At 69.0% G+C, this 17,393-nt stretch carries 17 protein-coding genes; 12 read left to right on the top strand and 5 right to left on the bottom strand.

Going from position 1 to position 17,393, the window contains the following annotated elements; translation table 11 throughout:
• Positions 1-149 precede the first annotated feature (149 nt).
• Positions 150-596, top strand: a complete 447-nt coding sequence (locus tag G539_RS0121840) for a MarR family winged helix-turn-helix transcriptional regulator (RefSeq protein ID WP_029077099.1) — start codon at positions 150-152, stop codon at positions 594-596.
• 91 nt (positions 597-687) lie between these two features.
• On the opposite strand, the gene hmuQ is transcribed toward G539_RS0121840, so the two are convergent.
• Complete coding sequence (gene hmuQ / locus G539_RS0121835) at positions 688-996, bottom strand: heme-degrading protein HmuQ (RefSeq protein WP_029077098.1); 309 nt, start codon at positions 994-996, stop codon at positions 688-690.
• Positions 997-1,153: 157 nt separating this feature from the next.
• Positions 1,154-3,289, bottom strand: a complete 2,136-nt coding sequence (locus tag G539_RS0121830; protein ID WP_084640176.1) for a TonB-dependent receptor domain-containing protein — start codon at positions 3,287-3,289, stop codon at positions 1,154-1,156.
• A gap of 299 nt (positions 3,290-3,588) precedes the next feature.
• On the opposite strand from G539_RS0121830, the gene hemP reads away from it, so the two are divergent.
• From hemP to G539_RS0121790, 8 genes are all read left to right on the top strand, one after another.
• Entirely contained in the window at positions 3,589-3,765 is a 177-nt protein-coding gene (gene hemP, locus G539_RS26850; RefSeq protein ID WP_084640174.1) for a hemin uptake protein HemP, read from the top strand.
• An 8-nt stretch (positions 3,766-3,773) separates the two neighbouring features.
• Positions 3,774-4,772: a heme/hemin ABC transporter substrate-binding protein gene (locus G539_RS0121820; protein WP_029077096.1), complete on the top strand. Its 999-nt coding sequence runs from the start codon at positions 3,774-3,776 to the stop codon at positions 4,770-4,772.
• On the top strand, positions 4,754-5,851 hold the full coding sequence (locus G539_RS0121815) for a FecCD family ABC transporter permease (protein WP_051231904.1): 1,098 nt from the start codon (positions 4,754-4,756) through the stop codon (positions 5,849-5,851). The genes G539_RS0121820 and G539_RS0121815 overlap by 19 nt, the downstream gene beginning before the upstream one ends.
• Before the next feature lie 96 nt (positions 5,852-5,947).
• Positions 5,948-6,733: a heme ABC transporter ATP-binding protein gene (locus G539_RS0121810; RefSeq protein ID WP_029077094.1), complete on the top strand. Its 786-nt coding sequence runs from the start codon at positions 5,948-5,950 to the stop codon at positions 6,731-6,733.
• 106 nt (positions 6,734-6,839) lie between these two features.
• The gene (locus tag G539_RS0121805; RefSeq protein ID WP_029077093.1) at positions 6,840-8,381 is read left to right on the top strand and encodes a xylulokinase; all 1,542 of its coding nucleotides are present in this window, start codon (positions 6,840-6,842) and stop codon (positions 8,379-8,381) included.
• 76 nt (positions 8,382-8,457) lie between these two features.
• Positions 8,458-9,372: a sugar ABC transporter substrate-binding protein gene (locus tag G539_RS0121800; RefSeq protein ID WP_035832256.1), complete on the top strand. Its 915-nt coding sequence runs from the start codon at positions 8,458-8,460 to the stop codon at positions 9,370-9,372.
• A gap of 7 nt (positions 9,373-9,379) precedes the next feature.
• The gene (locus tag G539_RS0121795; RefSeq protein ID WP_029077091.1) at positions 9,380-11,023 is read left to right on the top strand and encodes a sugar ABC transporter ATP-binding protein; all 1,644 of its coding nucleotides are present in this window, start codon (positions 9,380-9,382) and stop codon (positions 11,021-11,023) included.
• A complete protein-coding gene (locus tag G539_RS0121790) occupies positions 11,020-11,949 on the top strand; it encodes an ABC transporter permease (protein WP_029077090.1) in 930 nt (309 codons plus the stop codon). The genes G539_RS0121795 and G539_RS0121790 overlap by 4 nt, the downstream gene beginning before the upstream one ends.
• 87 nt (positions 11,950-12,036) lie before the next feature.
• Here the strand turns inward: G539_RS0121790 and G539_RS25765 are convergent, their stop codons facing one another.
• Both G539_RS25765 and mtnC read right to left on the bottom strand, forming a co-directional pair.
• Positions 12,037-13,011 (bottom strand): DMT family transporter, encoded by a 975-nt coding sequence (locus G539_RS25765; RefSeq protein WP_051231900.1) that lies wholly within the window; start codon positions 13,009-13,011, stop codon positions 12,037-12,039.
• The gene (gene mtnC / locus G539_RS0121780; protein ID WP_029077089.1) at positions 13,008-13,727 is read right to left on the bottom strand and encodes an acireductone synthase; all 720 of its coding nucleotides are present in this window, start codon (positions 13,725-13,727) and stop codon (positions 13,008-13,010) included. The genes G539_RS25765 and mtnC overlap by 4 nt, the downstream gene beginning before the upstream one ends.
• An 82-nt stretch (positions 13,728-13,809) precedes the next feature.
• Here mtnC and mtnA point away from each other — a divergent pair, with 82 nt between their 5' ends.
• Positions 13,810-14,904: an S-methyl-5-thioribose-1-phosphate isomerase gene (gene mtnA / locus G539_RS0121775; RefSeq protein ID WP_029077088.1), complete on the top strand. Its 1,095-nt coding sequence runs from the start codon at positions 13,810-13,812 to the stop codon at positions 14,902-14,904.
• 13 nt (positions 14,905-14,917) lie between these two features.
• On the opposite strand, the gene G539_RS0121770 is transcribed toward mtnA, so the two are convergent.
• Positions 14,918-15,244 carry a hypothetical protein gene (locus G539_RS0121770; protein WP_029077087.1) on the bottom strand — a complete coding sequence of 109 codons (327 nt, stop codon included), beginning with the start codon at positions 15,242-15,244 and terminating at the stop codon, positions 14,918-14,920.
• Positions 15,245-15,561: 317 nt separating this feature from the next.
• Between G539_RS0121770 and fabA the strand changes: the two genes are divergently transcribed.
• Together fabA and fabB are read left to right on the top strand one after the other, a co-directional pair.
• The gene (fabA, locus tag G539_RS0121765) at positions 15,562-16,089 is read left to right on the top strand and encodes a 3-hydroxyacyl-[acyl-carrier-protein] dehydratase FabA (protein WP_029077086.1); all 528 of its coding nucleotides are present in this window, start codon (positions 15,562-15,564) and stop codon (positions 16,087-16,089) included.
• Positions 16,090-16,158: 69 nt separating this feature from the next.
• Complete coding sequence (fabB, locus tag G539_RS0121760; RefSeq protein ID WP_029077085.1) at positions 16,159-17,382, top strand: beta-ketoacyl-ACP synthase I; 1,224 nt, start codon at positions 16,159-16,161, stop codon at positions 17,380-17,382.
• Positions 17,383-17,393: the final 11 nt, after the last annotated feature.

Genomic DNA, 17,393 nt, shown 5'->3' with positions numbered 1-17,393 from the left:
GGTATCCTCCACGTCGTTTCGTGTGGTTGGTCCGTTCGCGCCGGCGGGTCTTCCTCCCCCGCCTCGGCGGCGCGGCGCCCGGTGGGCAACGGATGTCAGAGGCGAAGGTTCACTTGACATTTTACGTTGATATCAACATAATTACCGGCATGTCAAATGCGGGCCCCGTGCCTTTCTCGACCACCCTGCATGTTCGCGATCATTGCCTGTGCCTCGCCGCCCAGCGGGCGGCGCGGGCGCTGGCGCGCCGTTTCGACGAGGCGCTGAAGCCGGTCGGGCTGACCAGCGGCCAGTTCTCGCTGCTGATGTCACTGAACCGGCCAGAGCCGCCCACGATTGGTTCGGTGGCGGCCTTGCTCGTCATGGACCGCACGACGCTGACCGCCAATCTGAAGCCGCTGGAGCGGCAGGGCCTGCTGACGGTGACGGTCGATCCGGCCGACCGGCGGGGGCGGCGGCTCGCGCTGACCGAGGCCGGGCGCGCGACGCTCGCCGCCGCCGTGCCGATCTGGACGGCGGTGCATGCCGAGGTCGAGGCGCCGCTCGGGGAGGGCGGGGCGGACCGGCTGCGGGCCGGTCTGTCGGCGCTCGCCTGAGGGACGGCCAAGGCAGCAGCCAAGAAAAAAACCTCCGTCCAGGGGCTGGGCGGAGGCTTGGCGGGGCGTCAGGGCCCGGGGCTGCGGCGGGTCAGACGCCGTCGACGGACGTGAAGCCCTCGAAATTCGGATGGCCGAGGAACATCGGCTTGCGGTCGCCGGCGCCCTTGTGGGAATCGCGGAACTGCTGCGACTTGGTCCAGGCGATGAAGTTCTCTTCGGTCTGCCAGACGGTGTGCGACGAATAGAGCGTGTAGTCTTCCGCCGTCGCCCCCTTCAGCAGGTTGAAGGAGACGTAGCCCTCCAGCTCGTTCAGGTGGCGGGGGCGCGTGCGCCAGACCTCCTCGAACTCGGCTTCCATGCCCTTGATGACTTTGAAGCGGTTCATGGCGATGTACATGATGTTGTTCCGTTTGCGTGCCGATGAGGTGCGTGAAGGGGTGATGCGCGCCGAGTGCGGCGAAAGAAGGTGAGGAGGGACGACCGGAAACCGGCCTCCCCCCTCGCGTCTGTCCGCCGTCACCACACCGCCGGACAGACGGGTTCGGTTCAGGGCCTCAGAACTGCATCTTCGCCGTCAGCAGGAAGGTGCGGCCGCGGCCGGTCGGCGGGACGTAGCCATAGGAGGCGACGTTCGAGAGCGCCGGCGTATAGGTCTTGTCGAACAGGTTGGTCACATTGGCCGAGAGGTCGAGGCCGTTGTCGAACTTGTAGTTGGCGAAGGCGTCGACCAGCGTGTAGGCGGCCCAGTCGTCGTTCGGGCCGTATTCGCCGTCGCCGCCATCGACCTCGCCGACATAGTTGAGGCGACCGCCGACGGTCAGGCGCTGGTCGAAGAAGCGGGCGCCGGCCGTGAGGACGAAGACGTTCTCCGGCAGGTAGCTGGTGGCGCCGAGGCCATCCGTCTGCGCCGGCAGGTCGGACTTGGCATGGGTATAGGCCACGTTGCCGAAGACGAAGCCGGCGTCATAGGCCGCTTCGAGTTCGAAGCCCTGCACGACCGAGGTGCCCGGATTGTTGGCGAAATAGGTGCCGGAGGACGGGCTGCCCGACGGGAAGCGCACCACCTTGGCAGTGATGTAGTTCTCGATGTCCTGATAGTAGTAGTTGGCCTTCAGGCGGAACATGTCGCCTTCGGTGAGCAGGCCGTCCGTCTTGACGTTGGCGCCGACTTCCCAGCCCTTGGCGATTTCCGGCTCGAGGAAGGGGTTCGGGAACATGGTGACGAACGGGCCGCCCGGATGCGAGCCGCCCAGCATGGTTTCCTGGATCGTCGGGGCTCGGAACGTCTCGGCATAGGTGATGTACGGCTGCAGCCACTCGAGCGGGTTCAGCGCCACGGTGATGCGCGGATCGAGGCGTCCGTCCGAATTGTCGATGTTGTAGGTGCCGATCGGCAGGCCGGCCGGGTTGTTGCCGCTGATCGTCGTGTCGCCCTTGACCGAGTAGAAATCGTAGCGCAGGCCGGCGATCACATCGACGATGTTGTAGCTGAACGTCGTCTCCGAGAAGACGCCGCCAATGTCGCTCTTGCCGCTCGGATTGACGCCGCCGGCCTTGGACGGGTCGACCGTGTTGTAGGAATCGACGGTGTCGTGGAAATACTCGAAGCCGTAGGTCGACGAGACGGCGACGCTGCCGAGGGCGAAGTTCGACGTGTTCGAAATGTCGAAGCCGACGCCCTGGTCCTCGATCGTCCGGCCGCGCGCCGTGTAGCCGGGGCTGATCGGGGAATCGTACGTCATCTTGACGTCGTTGTAGTAGAAATTGCCGCGAACGTTGACCAGCTCGCTGTCGGGGGCCCAGTTGAAGCCGGCGGTATAGGTGTCCGACCGGACCGTCTGGTTGTAGCTGTTGGCCGCGAAGTCGTTGTCGTAGAGCACGGCGCCGAGGTTGATCTTGAGATCGTCGGTCGGCGCGAACTCGGCCTTGGCGAGGCCCGAGATCAGGTTGCGGTTGGTGTTCGCGACGGTGACGCCGTCGCCGTTCTTGTAGTCGTTCGGGCTCGAGTAGCTGATTGCGCCAGCAATCGCCGCGCCGCCGCCGGCCGAGCGCAGGGCGCCCGCCGCCATTTCCGAGAAGCCGACATTGTTGCTGCCCCAGGTCAGCGTCGCCAGCGCGCCCCAGTTCTTGCCGTCGGTCAGGATGTCGTCGACGCCGAGCGTGCGGACATTGGCCTGGCCCATTAGCGCGCCGGCGCCGCCGGCGGTCGAGACGGCGCCGCGGGTGACGTCGACGCCGGCGACCAGCGCCGGATCGACATAGGCGAAGCCCTGCGCCTCATGGCTGGTGAAGCGGAAATTCTGGCGCACGCCGTCGATCGTCGTGTTGACGCGGCCCGAGCCCTCCAGGCCGCGGATGTTCACCGACAGGCCGGAATTCTCGATCGAGTCGCGCGAGAAGGTGCCGGGCATGGCGCGCAGAACGTTGCCGATGTTGCGCTGGCCGAAGAGCTGGATCTCGTCCTCGGTGGCGGTGCTGACCGGACCCGGCGTCGCGAACGGATTCTTCCAGCCGTCCTGCGAGGTGGTCGAGACGATCGGCGACAGGAAGCTCGCTTCGCCCTTGGCGGCCTTCTTCTTCAGTTCCTCGTCGGTTTCGCCGCTGGTTGCCGCGGCCGGCGTCGTCGCCGCCTGGGCCTTGGCCGCCGTCGCGGAGAAGGCGGAGAGGAGTGCCGCGGCCGTTCCAGCCATCAGCCACGTCTTATGTCGAACGACACGCATGCGAGCCCCAATGCAAAAAGTTCTGGGATTGGGCCTGGCTGGCTATCCGGGCGGCGCGTCGGTCGCGCAACCCCGGCTCTGGCGTGCTTGGCGATGGGCATCTCCCGGCCGTCTCCGGCGCCCCGGATCGAGGCGGCGCGGCGATGTCGGTGATGTTTCGCTTGCGGAGATACGAAAAGATGAGTACGTCAGTCAACTAAATTGTTGCGAATTATTCGCAAGTTTAGAACCAGTCAAAACGACGTTCCCAGCAAGCGGGCGGGACAGGCATGCAACAGACGCAATCGACAGGAACTTCCCCGGACGCGGCCCCGGCGGGCGCGGGGCCGCGCGTGGTGTCCAGCGCCGATCTGCTCGACGGAGCGCGGGAAATCATCATTCGCCATGTCGGCGAGGACTACAGGCTGCGCCTGACGCGCGCCGGCAAGCTGATATTGAACAAGTAGACGGGATCATGATGAGGCTCGCGCACACTTCCCCCTTCCACGGCGCGCCGCGCGCCATCGATCGCTTCGCCGGCCGCCGGGTCCAGATCCTGTTCGGCCTCGCCGTCGCGGTCGGCATCACCCTCTCCGCCATCGTGCAGACGGTCGCGGCCGAGCGGGTGTTCCAGGACGCCACCGGCCGCTCGGTCAAGATCGGCAGCACCGATCGCATCGTCACCATCGGCGGCGACATCACCGAGATCGTCTTCGCGCTCGGCGCCGGCGACCGCGTGATCGCCCGCGACACCACCTCGTCCTATCCGCCCGAGGCCGCCGCCAAGCCGGATGTCGGCTACATGCGCGCGCTTTCGGCCGAGGGCGTGCTGTCGGTCAAGCCAGACCTGATCATCGCCGTCGAGGGCTCCGGCCCGAAGGATGCGATCGACCTGCTCGAATCCGCCTCCGTGCCGATCGTCATCGTGCCGGAGCGCCGGTCCGGCGACAGCATCGTCGCCAAGATCCGCCTGATCGCCGACATCCTCGGCGAGAAGGAGAAGGGCGACAAGCTGGCCGATACGCTCGCCGCCCGCTTCGCCGCGCTCGAGGGCGCCATCGCCAGGATCCCGGAAGGCGAGCGCAAGAAGGCCGTCTTCCTGATGAGCCTGAACGGCGGCAAGCCGCTCGCGGCCGGCCATAACACGGCCGCCGATTCGATGATCCAGCTCGCCGGCGGCATCAACCCGATGGGCGCCGTCGAGGGCTACAAGCCCGCTTCCGACGAGGCGCTGGTCGCCGCCGCCCCGGAAGTCGTCGTGATGATGATCGGCCAGAGCGGTCCGCCGAAGCCGGAAACCGTGTTCGATTCGCCGGCGCTGCGCGCCACCCCTGCCGCGAAGGATCAGGCTCTCGTCGCCATGGACGGCCTCTACCTGCTCGGCTTCGGCCCGCGCACGGCCGACGCCGCCCGCGATCTCGCCAAGGCCCTCTATCCGTCGCTCGATCTGCCCGAATGGCCGGCGGCGAACTGATGAGCCTCGTCATGACAGCCCCGGTCGCCGGCGACCGTCGCGGTCGCGCCAATCTGGTGACCGGCATCCTCGTCTTCGTGCTGATCGGCGCTTCGGTGATCTCGCTCTGCGTCGGCCCGTCCGGGCTTTCCACCACCGAGGTGGCGGGTCTGCTTGGCGATGCGATGGCCGGCCGCTTCTCCGAGATCAACAGCGTCAACCACGTCATCCTGTTCGACATCCGCATGCCGCGCACGCTGCTCGGCGCCATGGTCGGCGCGGCGCTGGCGCTGGCCGGCGCGATGATGCAGGGGCTGTTCCGCAACCCGCTCGCCGATCCCGGCCTCGTCGGCGTGTCGGCCGGCGCGGCCCTCGGCGCGGTGCTGGTGATCGTGCTCGGCGGCGCCTTCCTCGCTCCGGTGATGGATTTCCTCGGCATCGGCGCGCTGCCGATCGCCGCCTTCTTCGGCGGTCTCGGCACGACGCTGCTGCTCTACGGCATCGCGACGCGGCGCGGCCGCACCTCGGTCGCCACCATGCTGCTGGCCGGCATCGCGCTCGGCGCCATCGCCGGCGCCATCACCGCCTATCTCGTCTTCCGCAGCAATGATTTCCAGCTGCGCGAGCTGACCTTCTGGTCGATGGGCGGCCTCGGCGGCGCGACCTGGAACAAGCTCGCTCTCTCGCTACCCTTCATCATCGGCGTCTTCATCGCCATGCCGTTCACGGCGCGCGGGCTGGATGCGCTGGTGCTGGGCGAATCCGAGGCGCGCCATCTCGGCTTCAACACCCAGTGGCTGAAGAGCCTGATCATCTTCGTCGTCGCGCTCGCCGTCGGCGTGTCGGTGGCCTTCGCCGGCATCATCGGCTTCGTCGGCATCGTCGTGCCGCATGTGCTGCGCCTGGTCATCGGGCCGGAGCACCGCACGCTGCTGCCGGCGACGGCGCTGCTCGGCGCCACGCTCTTGATCGTCGCCGACATGATCTGCCGCACCATCGTCGCCCCGGCCGAGCTGCCGATCGGCATCGTCACGGCCACGATCGGCGCGCCCTTCTTCCTGTCGATCCTGCTCAGGAAGCGCGGCGTGGTCGACCTCTAGGGCCACGACCGGTTCCGGCAATCGTTCAAGACCGGGTGGCGGCGTCGGCCTGGCGCGCCACCCCAAGACAATCGATCCTGAAAAGCGGACGCCCCCATGCTCGAAGTCCAGAACCTGACCGTCCGCGCCGGCAAGCGCGCCATCCTCGACCGCGTCTCGCTCAAGGTCGCCCCCGGCGAGCTCACCGTCGTGGTCGGCCCGAACGGCGCCGGCAAGTCGACGATCATGAAGGCCGTCACCGGCGAACTGCGCCCGGCCGAGGGCACGATCACGCTGGAGGGCCGCGGCATCGGCGCCTATCCGGCCTACGAGATGGCGCGCCGCCGCGCGGTGCTGCCGCAGGCCTCGTCGCTCGCCTTTCCCTTCACCGTGCACGAGGTCGTGCGGCTCGGCACCAGCGGCGCCATGCCGGCGGCCGATCGCGCCGCCCGCGTCTCGGCGGCGCTCGCCCGCGTCGACCTGAACGGCTTCGGCGGCCGCTTCTTCCAGGAGCTTTCGGGCGGCGAGCAGCAGCGCGTGCACCTCGCCCGCGTGCTGTGCCAGGTCTGGGAGCCGGTCGTCGACGGCGTGCCGCGCTATCTGTTCCTCGACGAGCCGACGGCGAGCCTCGATCTGCGCCACCAGCTGCTCACCCTCGATACCGCCCGCGCCTTCGCGGCGGCGGGCGGCGGTGTCGTGGCGATCCTGCATGATCTCAACCTCGCGGCGCTCTATGCCGACAAGATCCTCGTCGTCAGCGCCGGCCGCATCGCCGCCGATGGCGCGCCGCGCGAGGTGCTGACCGACGCGATGATGCGCGAGGTGTTCGGCGTCAGCGTGCAGGTCGGCGGCGTGCCGGCCGACGCGCCCTTCATCCTGCCGCACACGGCACGCGCGTCCTGATCCAAAACTTATCACCTGTCGTTGCAGGCATGGGGAGAACGTGATTTCACGCCGCCCTGTCATGGCCTAGATTGCGCCTCCCGCAACCATGGACAGGGATTCGAACATGGCAGCCAAGAAGTCCGTGCCGACGCGCACGGTCCTGATCATCGATGTCGGCACGTCGTCGGTGAAGGCTGCCCTGTTCGACGAAAACGGCCGCACCCTGCGCTCGGCCGACGCTCCCGTGACGACCTCGGTTCCCCATCCCGGCTGGGCCGAGCAGGATCCGGCGCTCTGGTGGAAGGCGACGGTCGCCGCCGTCAACGGCCTCGCCGTCGACAGTCTGCCGATCGCCATCACGCTGACCGGCTCGATGCAGAACGTCATCCTGCTCGGGCGCGAGGGCACCAGTCTGCGGCCGGCGCTGCTCTATAGCGACGCCCGCGTCAGCGAGGCCGAGATGGCCGCGCTCAAGGCGCAGTTGCCCAAGGATTTCGAAAAGCGGATCGGCAACCGCGCCGAGCCGGCGCTTTGCCTGTTCCGGCTCGACTGGCTTCTGAACAACGAGGCCGACATCATGGCGCGCGTCGAGCGCGTGCTGTTCGGTGCCAAGGACGCGATGATCCACCGGATGACCGGCCGCGCCGTCGTCGATCCGACCTGCGCGACGACGACGGGCCTGCTCAATCTCGCGGCGCGCCACTGGGACGCGACGATCCTGGCCGCGATCGGCATGTCGCCGGCGATCCTGCCCGACATCCTCGACGCCGACGCGCTGGCCGGCCCGCTGCTGCCGGAGCCGGCGGCCGCCCTCGGCCTGGTGCCCGGCATTCCGGTCTATGTCGGCGCCGGCGACGGCGGCGCCACCGCCTGGGGCACGTCGAGCGAGCGGCACGACCAGCCGCACGCCTATCTCGGCACCACGGGCTGGATCGCCGCCACCATGCCCTATTCGGTGGCGAAGCCGCCGCGCGACGCCTATACGCTCGCCGCGCCGGTCGGCACCGACGTCATCGTCATCTCGCCCTTCCTCGCCGCCGGCCTCGCCATCGACTGGTTCGCCGGCGTCGCCGGCCGCTCCGTCGCCGAGCTCTACGCGGCAGCCGAGAAGCATGACGCCAGCCCGCCCGGCGCGCTGTTCCTGCCCTATCTGATCGGCGAGCGGGCGCCGTTCTCCGATCGCGCCGTGCGCGGCGCCTTCCTTGGCCTCGACCGCGAGCATGCGTCCGACACGCTCGCCTATGCCGTCCTGGAAGGGCTCGCCCACGCCATCCGCGACAATCTCGATGCCCTGCCGATCCCGCCCAAGTCGATTGCGCTGGCCGGCGGCGTCGCCGGCAGCCTGACGGTCGCGCATCTGATCGCCGACGTCACCGGCGCCCGCGTCACCGTGCCGTCCGCGAGCCGCATCGTCACCGCCTATGGCGCCTTCCGCATCATCGCGCCGATCATCGGCCTGGCGCCGAAGGGGGCTGCCGCAAAGGCGGCCGCGACGACCAAGACGAAGGCGAAGACCAGCCGCAAGACGAGCGCCGTCGCCAGCGACGAGACGGTGGTCGCGCCGCGTCCCGAGCGCGCCCAGCGAGCCGCCCGACGCTTCGCCGCCTATCGTCAGGCGGCCGGCCAGGCGCGGGCGCTCGCCGACGCGCTCGACCCGGCGCTCTGAGGCGCTTTTTGGCCGCTTGCGCCGGGGGCGGGGGAGGCGATATCACTGGCGCCGAACCCAAGGGGGAGAACAAAAAATGCGGGTTGGAATTCTCGGACTGGCCTTTGCGGGCCTGATGGCTTCGACGGTCGCGTCGCACGCCGCCGACGTGGCGGTGCTGACGCCCTATCAGAGCTCGGTTGCCACCAACCAGATGATCACCGTGTTCCAGGACAAGGCCAAGGCGGCCGGCTGGAACGCCACCGTGGTCGACACGCGCGGCGACATGGGCCAGCTCGCCAGCCGCATCGAGGACGTCGTCAACGCCAAGGTCGCGGCCATCGTGCTCGTCAGCGTCGACCCGACCCAGATCCAGGACCAGGTCAGCGCCGCCGCGGCGGCCGGCATCCCGGTCGTCACCATCGACGGCGGCAAGGCGCCCGGCGTCGCGCTCAACGTCACCTCGGACAATTTCGAGCTCGGCACCAAGCTGTCCGACTTCCTGTTCGAGAAGCTCGGCGGCAAGGGCAACATCGTCAAGTTCTTCCATTCCGCCCATCCCGGCGTGCACCAGCGCGAGCTGGCGCTCGACGCGGCGCTGAAGAAGAACCCGGACATCAAGGTCATCGCCGAGCACTATGTCGTGGTGCCGGGCCCGATCGACGACGTCCGCAAGGCGACCGAGAACCTGCTCAAGAGCCAGGGCGACCAGATCGACGCGGTCTGGGCCGCCTGGGACGAGCCGGCGATCGGCGCGCAGCTCGCCATCGAGGCCGACAAGCCCGACGCCAAGATCATCATCGCCGGCATCGACGGCAATCCGCAGGCGATCGAGCTGATCAAGGCGTGCTCGCACATCAAGGGCACCGTCAGTCAGGACTTCGACGCCATGGCCGGCCTCGCCGCCGAGGGCCTCGCCGGCATCCTCGCCGGCAAGACGCCGGAGAAGGCCGAGATCTACGCCCCGGCCAAGCTGATCACCCCGGAGACGCTGGGCGTCACCTGCCCGTGAGTTGCTCGTGACCTTTGCGCCTTTCCTCGCGCTGGACGGCCTAGTCAAGCATTTCGGCGCGACGAAAGCCCTCGATGGTGCCGATCTCGCGATTGAAGCGGGATCGGTGCACGCGCTTGTCGGCGAGAATGGCGCCGGCAAGTCGACCCTGATCAAGACGCTCTCCGGCCTCTACCAGCCGGACGCCGGTACGATCCGCCTCGACGGCGCGCCCGTCACGATCGACGGCCCGCGCGCGGCCGAGGCGATGGGCCTGCGCTTCATCCATCAGGAACTGAATCTCGTCCCGCATTTCGACGCCGTCGGCAACGCCTGGATCGGCCGCCGCCATCCGCGCCGCGGTCCGTTCATCGACGGTCGCGCCATGCGGGCGAAGGTGGCGGAAGTGGCGGCGCGCATCGCGCCCGACCTGCCGCTCGACAGGCCCGCCGCGCGGCTGACGCCGGGCCAGCGCCAGATGGCGGAGATCGTCCGCGCGCTGATGGAGCCGGCCCGCCTCGTCGTCATGGACGAGCCCACCTCGAGCCTGTCGGAAGGCGAGGCCGAGCGGCTGCATGCCGTCGTACGCCAGCTCGCCGCCGAGGGCTGCGCGGTCCTCTTCATCTCGCACCGCCTCGACGAGGTGCTCGACCTCTGCGGCCGCTACACCGTGCTGCGCAACGGCCGCACGGTCGGCGCCGGCGCGATCGCCGAGATCGACCGCGCCGGGCTGGTGGCGCGGATGTCGGGGCAGGGGACGTTGGGAACGGGCTCGGGCGAGCCCTCTCTCCCCTTGCGGGAGAGAGTTGGAGAGAGGGGTACCACCTCAGTCTCTCCGGTAGAATCCTTCGCTTCCCCGGCATTCCCCCACCCCAACCCTCCCCACAAGGGGGAGGGGGCGAGCGGCCAAAAACCCGTCCTCGCCGCCGATCTGGCCTTTGGTCCCGCCGGCAGCCGCATCGCCATGCAGCTGCGGCCGGGCGAGATCGTCGGGCTCTATGGCCTGGTCGGCGCCGGGCGCTCGTCGCTCTTGCGCACGCTCTGGGGCGCGACGCCGGGGCGCGGGTTGATCGCCATCGACGGCCAGGTGCCCGGGCATGGGCCGGCCGGCCGCATCGCCCGCGGCATGGCCTATGTGCCGGAAGACCGCCGCCGCGAGGGCCTCGCCCTGGCGCTCTCGATCGAAGACAATTTGGCGCTGGCGCATCTTGCCGATTTCCGCGCCCGCCGTTCCCTCCCGCTGCCCTCCAAGGCGAAGATCCGCGCCTTCGCGAAAAGGACTGGCGACCGCCTCCGCCTCGTCGCCGCCGGCCCGGACAGCTCGCCGGCGACGCTTTCCGGTGGCAACCAGCAGAAGCTCCTGTTCGGCCGCTGGCTCGGCCGCCCGATCCGCGTCCTCCTCGTCGACGAGCCGACGCGCGGCGTCGATGTCGGCGCCAAGGGCGAGATCCATGCCGAGATGCGCCGCATCGCCTCGGACGGCGCCGCCGTCCTGATGGCGACGAGCGACATCGAGGAACTCGCCGCGCTTTCCACCCGCGTCCTCGTGCTCCATGCCGGCCGGCTGGTCGCCGAGCTCGACGGCGCCTCGCTCACCCGCGCGGCCGTGGTTGCTGCCGCCTTCGGCCATGCTCCCGACGAGCCCCGGCCGCCCTCGGAACTCTCCGCATGATCCTCTTCCGCCGCTACGGCACGCTCTTCGCGCTGGCGCTGATCGTCCTCGTCTTCGCCGTTGCCTCGCCGCAGGCCTTCGGCACGGTCTCGAACCTCGTCAACATCACGCAGCAGATGTCGCTGCTCGCCATCGTCGCCATCGGCGCGACCTTGGTGATGGTGCTGGGCGAGTTCGACCTCTCGGTTTCCGCCGTCGTCTCGTTCGCCGGGATTTCCGCCGCCGCGCTGTTCGCCGCCGGCGTGCCGATCGCCATCGTCATGCTCGCCGTGCTCGCCGCCAGCCTCGCCATGGGCGCGGTCTCCGGTTTCCTCGTCGCGCGCTATCGGGTGCCGAGCTTCATCGCCACGCTCGCCTTCGGCACGGTGATCGGCGGTTTGACCTTCTGGATCTCGAACGGCGCGACGCTGTTCTCCGGCATCCCGGCCGTCTTCCGCGATCTCGGCCGCGGCACGATCCTGGGTGTGCCGGTGCCGACCCTCTGGCTCGCCGGCGTCGCTGTTGTCTTCTGGCTGCTGCTCGACAAGACCGAGTTCGGTCGCCGCCTCTATGCGATCGGCGGAAACCGCGAGGCGGCCCGTCTCGTCGGCCTGCCGGTCCGTCGCGACATGGTGGTCGCCTTCGCGCTCTGCGCCGCGCTCGCCGGCCTCGCCGGCCTGCTCCTGACGGCGCGGCTCGGCAGCGCCCATCCGACCGGCGGCGGCGGCTACCTGCTGCAGGCCTATGCGGCCGTCTTCCTCGGCATGACGGCGTTCCGCGAGGGCGAGCCGAGCGTGCCGGGCACGCTGGTCGGCGCGGCGATCATCGCCGTCGTCTCGAACGGTCTCACCATCCTCGGCGTGCCGAGCTTCCTGCAGGATCTTCTGACCGGCGCGATCATCCTCGCCGCCGTCCTGGTCCGCAATGTCGCCCGCGAGGAGCGCTGAGCGGGCAAGAATCGAGGACGCAGGTCAGGGCGAAGCTGCAACACCTCTCCCTGAGGGAGAGGTCGGGCCGAAGGTCCGGGTGAGGGTTTACGCCCTCTCCGGATGGTTCCCTAAACCCTCACCCGCCGCACTCTGTGCGTCGACCTCTCCCTCAGGGAGAGGTGAAGCAACGAGGTGCTTCCTTCCGCCGAAGGCCGCGAGGCTGGCGCCGGCGACGACGAGAAGGGTCGCGGCGAGCAGGGTGAGGCTCGGTTCCGCCTGGCCAGTCAGCACCAGGATCAGCGTCGAGAGCGGCGGCGCGGCGTAGGACATGGCGCCGAGCAGCGCCAGCCTGCCATGCTTGGTGGCGTGGTCCCAGGCGACGAAGGCGGCGCCGATCGGGCCGATGCCGAGCGCGAGCAGCGACAGCCAGGCGCCTGGATCCGGCATGACGAAGGTCTCGCCGATGGCGACATGGCAGAGCGCCGCCAGCACGGCGACGAGCGCGCAGACGACGATCATCGGCTCGCTGCCGGGCGCGTTGATGCGGTTGTTCAGCACCGAATAGAGCGACCAGGTGAAGGCGCAGACGAGCGCCGCCAGATAGCCCGCCATCGCCGTGCCGCTCGCCTCGACCGGGCCGGGGCCGCCGACGAGCAGCAGCGTCGCGGCGAAGCCCATGACGGCGCCGAGGATCTGCGGCCGGCCGAGCTTCGTCGTCCCGCCCGGGATCAGGCCGGAGAACAGCACGATGAGCAGCGGCCAGAGATAGTTGATCAGGCTCGCCTGCGCCGGCGGGGCGAGGCGCAGCGCCGCGAAATAGAGCGCGTGATAGGCGAAGATCGCGGTCGTCGTCAGCACCCAGGCCCGCATCGGCCAGAGCGTCAGGCCGTGCTTGACGCCGGACCACCCCCGCATGGCCGTGAAGCCGACGAGCGCGGCGACGGCCGCGATCGCAAAGGTGATGGCGAGCGCCTCGAAGGTCGGCACGGCCCGGCTCGCTCCCGTCAGCGCGGCGAGGCAGGCCCAGAGCCCGATCGCCGCCGCGCCGATCGCGGTCGCGGAGCCGGATTCGCGCCTCAATTGGCGGACCGCACGGTGCCGGTGGCGGCGTCGATGGCGTCGAAAGTCTTGACGATCGGGTGCGTCGTGTCGGGCGGGATCACGACCTCGCCGCGGTCGAGCCCGATCGTCCTCATCCCGGCCTCGCGCGCCGCGTCGAGCTCGCGCGTGTTGTCGGAGAGGAACAGGATTTCTTCCGGCGCGAGGCCGATCTCCTTGGCGATCGCCGTATAGGACGACGCTTCCAGCTTCGAGCCGATGGCTGTGTCGAAATAGCCGGAGAAGAGCGGCGTCAGGTCGCCGGAATGGGTGAAGCCGAAGATCAGCTTCTGCGCCAGCACCGAGCCGGAGGAATAGACGTAGAGGGCGAGGCCGGACGCCTTCCAGGCGGTCAGCGCGGCGACGGCGTCGGGATAGATGTCGCCCTTGAGCAGGCCGGAGCGATAGCCGTCCTCCCAGATCATGCCCTGCAGCGTCTTCAGCGGCTTGGCCTTGCGGTCCTCGTCGATCCAGCCCTGCAGCAGGGCGATCGTGCCGGCCTGGTCGAGGTCGGGCCGGGCCGCCAGCTCGCGCGCCTCGGCAAGCGCCTCGGCGACGGCGGGATCGGCGGCGTGCTCGGTGATGAAGCTGCCGAGCCGGCTCTTCGCATAGGGGAACAGCACGTCCTTGACGAAGGAGATCGAGGAGGTGGTCCCCTCGATATCGGTCAGCACGGCGCGAATGGACGGGGTCGGCATCGATAAGGCCCTGTTGGTTGTGGCACTTCCGGCTCTACTCGATTACGTGAAGGCGGTCATCTCCTTTGGCGTGGAGCCTCTCATGAAAGTCGACGGCGTCGCCTATCGTTCGATCTGGCGCGATCCCTCCGAGACGACGGTCACCGTCATCGATCAGACGTTGCTGCCGCATCGTTTCCAGACGCTGCCGATCTCGAACGTCGCCGATGCGATCGACGCGATCAAGCGGATGGTGGTGCGCGGCGCGCCGCTGATCGGCGTCACCGGCGCCTATGGCTATGCGATGGCGATGCGCGACGATCCCTCCGACGCCAATTGCGACGCCGCCTTCGACGCCATCAATGCGGCCCGGCCGACGGCCGTCAACCTGCGCTGGGCGCTGGAGCGCGTGCGCGACGAGGTCCGCAAGCATCCGCCGGCCGGGCGCGCCGCCGCCGCCTATGCCGCCGCCGACCGGCTGCATGCCGAGGACATCGAGACCAATGGCACCATCGCCGCCAACGGCGCCCGGCTGATCCGCGAGATCTGGGAGGCGAATGGCCGGTCGCGGCCGGTCAACGTGCTCACCCATTGCAACACCGGCTGGATCGCCTGCGTCGACTGGGGCACGGCGCTGGGCGCGATCTACCGCGCCCATGACGACGGCATCCCCGTCCATGTCTGGGTCGACGAGACGCGCCCGCGTAACCAGGGCGCCAGCCTGACGACGTGGGAGTTGGGCGCGCATGGCGTGCCGCACACGCTCGTCGTCGACAATGCCGGCGGTCATCTGATGCAGCACGGCCAGGTCGACATCTGCCTCGTCGGCGCCGACCGTGTCACCGCGTCCGGCGACGCCTGCAACAAGATCGGCACCTATCTGAAGGCGCTCGCCGCCAAGGATAATGACGTACCCTTCTACGTCGTTCTGCCCGGCTCGACGATCGACTGGCGCATCGAGGACGGCGTCACTGGCATCGAGATCGAGGAGCGCGCGGGCGACGAGGTCACGCACATCTCCGGCATCGCCGGCGACGGCTCGATCGTCAAGGTGCGGCTGACGCCAAAGGGCACGCGGGCCGGCAATCCGGCCTTCGATGTCACCCCGGCGCGGCTGGTGACGGGCCTCGTCACCGAGCGCGGCGTGGCGCCGGCAAGCCGCGACGGCCTGCGCAAGCTCTATCCCGAGCGGGGATAGGGCGGTTCGGCCGCTATGGCGGGCCGGTGCGGATCGGCCCCTGCGGGCGGGTTTCGGTCGTGCCCTGGCGCAGCCCGCCCTTCGCCGAGCGGCAGAAGCAGGTCGTGCCGACGCGCTCGAGGCGGCCGAGCGGACAGGTGCCGGCCATGACGCGGCACTGGTTGGCGGTCGGGCCGGGCACCTTCGGCGCGCCCGGCGTCTGGATCCTGGGGATCGGGACGTCGAACATCTTCGGCTGGGTGAACAGGCCGGGCTGCTGGAACAGGTCGCGCGCCCCGGCCGGCATCGTCGCCAGGCTGAGCAGGACGGCCAGAGCGCCGAGGAGCGCGAAGCGGTTCATTTTCACTCTCCATGCGGCGCGCGGTGCGCCGGCCGCCATTCTAGAACCGATCGGCATCCGATAGAAACGCGGAACGGCCTCGGCCCCCGGCCCGGTCGCGTTTTCTTGTCGCGAGCCGGCGTCGACTTCGCCGCAAGACGCTCCGGCAGCGCCAATCGGCCCGGCGCTGCACAGATTTCCAGCGGGCTTCCGGTGGCGGGGCGGCTATGTTAGGAAGGCCACGAACAGCGCTGGAGGCCGAATGCCGCCAACGCTGAGAGGATCGTGTGCGTGCCCGATTTGTGAGAGGGCGCGCCAAACAGAGGTAGAGTGACGGCATGGCAGACCGCCCGTCGAGCTTCGACTATGAGGCTCTGCTCGCCTGCGGGCGGGGAGAATTGTTCGGCGAGGGCAATGCGCAATTGCCGCTGCCGCCCATGTTGATGTTCGACCGCATCACGTCGATCAGCGAGGAAGGCGGCGAGTATGGCAAGGGCCATATCCGCGCCGAGCTCGACGTCAATCCCGACCTCTGGTTCTTCCAGTGCCACTTCAAGGGCGATCCGGTGATGCCGGGCTGCCTCGGCCTCGACGCGATGTGGCAGATGCTGGGCTTCTTCCTCGGCTGGAGCGGTTCGCCCGGCCGCGGCCGCGCGCTCTCGACCGGCGAGATCAAGTTCTCCGGCATGGTCGTCCCGAGCGTCAAGAAGGTCGAATACGGCGTCGATCTGAAGCGCGTCCTGCGCTCGAAGCTGGTGCTCGGCATCGGTGACGGCTGGTTGAAGGCGGATGGCGTCACCATCTACCGCGCCAAGGACCTCCGTGTCGGCCTGTTCCAGGGCGACGCGACACCTGCCGTCGGTTGATGGCGGGGCCGGCCCTCGCGGGCCGGCCGGTCATGGCCGAACGATAGAATTCAGGAAGGACACCGAGCGATGAAGCGGGTCGTAGTGACCGGGACGGGTATCGTCTCCTCCATCGGCAACAACACCCAGGAAGTGCTGGCGAGCCTGCACGAAGCCAGGAGCGGCATCACCGCCGCCAAGGACTTCGCCGAGCTCGGCTTCCGCTGCCAGGTCCAGGGTCGGCCGACGCTCGATCCGGCCGAGGTCGTCGACCGCCGCGCCATGCGCTTCCACGGCGGCGGCACCGCCTGGAACCATGTCGCCATGGAGCAGGCGATCCGCGATTCCGGCCTCGAGGAAAACGAGGTCTCGAACGAGCGCACCGGCATCATCATGGGCTCGGGCGGCCCGTCGACCCGCGCCATCGTCGAGGCGGCCGACATCACCCGCGAGAAGGGCCCGAAGCGCGTCGGCCCGTTCGCCGTGCCGAAGGCGATGTCCTCGACCGCGTCGGCCACGCTCGCCACCTGGTTCAAGATCAAGGGCGTCAACTATTCGATCTCGTCCGCCTGCGCGACGTCCAATCATTGCATCGGCAACGCCTATGAGATGATCCAGTACGGCAAGCAGGACGTGATGTTCGCCGGCGGCTGCGAGGAGCTCGACTGGACGCTCTCCGTGCTGTTCGACGCCATGGGCGCGATGTCGTCCAAGTACAACGACCGCCCGGCCGTCGCCTCGCGTCCCTATGACAAGAACCGCGACGGCTTCGTCATCGCCGGCGGCGCCGGCGTGCTGGTGCTGGAAGAGCTCGAGCATGCCAAGGCGCGCGGCGCCCGCATCTATGGCGAGGTCGTCGGCTACGGCGCCACCTCGGACGGCTACGACATGGTCGCGCCGTCGGGCGAGGGCGCCATCCGCTGCATGCGCCAGGCGATCTCGACCGTGAAGGGCCCGATCGACTACATCAACCCGCACGCCACCTCGACGCCGGCCGGCGACGCCCCGGAGATCGAGGCGATCCGCACCGTGTTCGGTTCGGGCGACAAGTGCCCGCCGATCTCCGCCACCAAGGCGCTGACCGGCCATTCGCTGGGCGCGACCGGCGTGCAGGAAGCGATCTACAGCCTGCTGATGATGAACAACCGCTTCATCGCCGAATCGGCCAATATCGAAGAGCTGGATCCGGCCTTCGCCGACATGCCGATCGTGCGCAAGCGCATCGACGACGCGAAGATCGACACCGTTCTTTCCAACTCCTTCGGTTTCGGCGGCACCAACGCCTCGCTGGTCCTCCAGCGCTACGTCGCCTGAGACCCAACTCC

This window comes from Kaistia adipata DSM 17808 (genome assembly GCF_000423225.1).
Taxonomy (GTDB): domain Bacteria; phylum Pseudomonadota; class Alphaproteobacteria; order Rhizobiales; family Kaistiaceae; genus Kaistia; species Kaistia adipata.
This window is presented reverse-complemented; position numbering and strand designations above follow the sequence as displayed.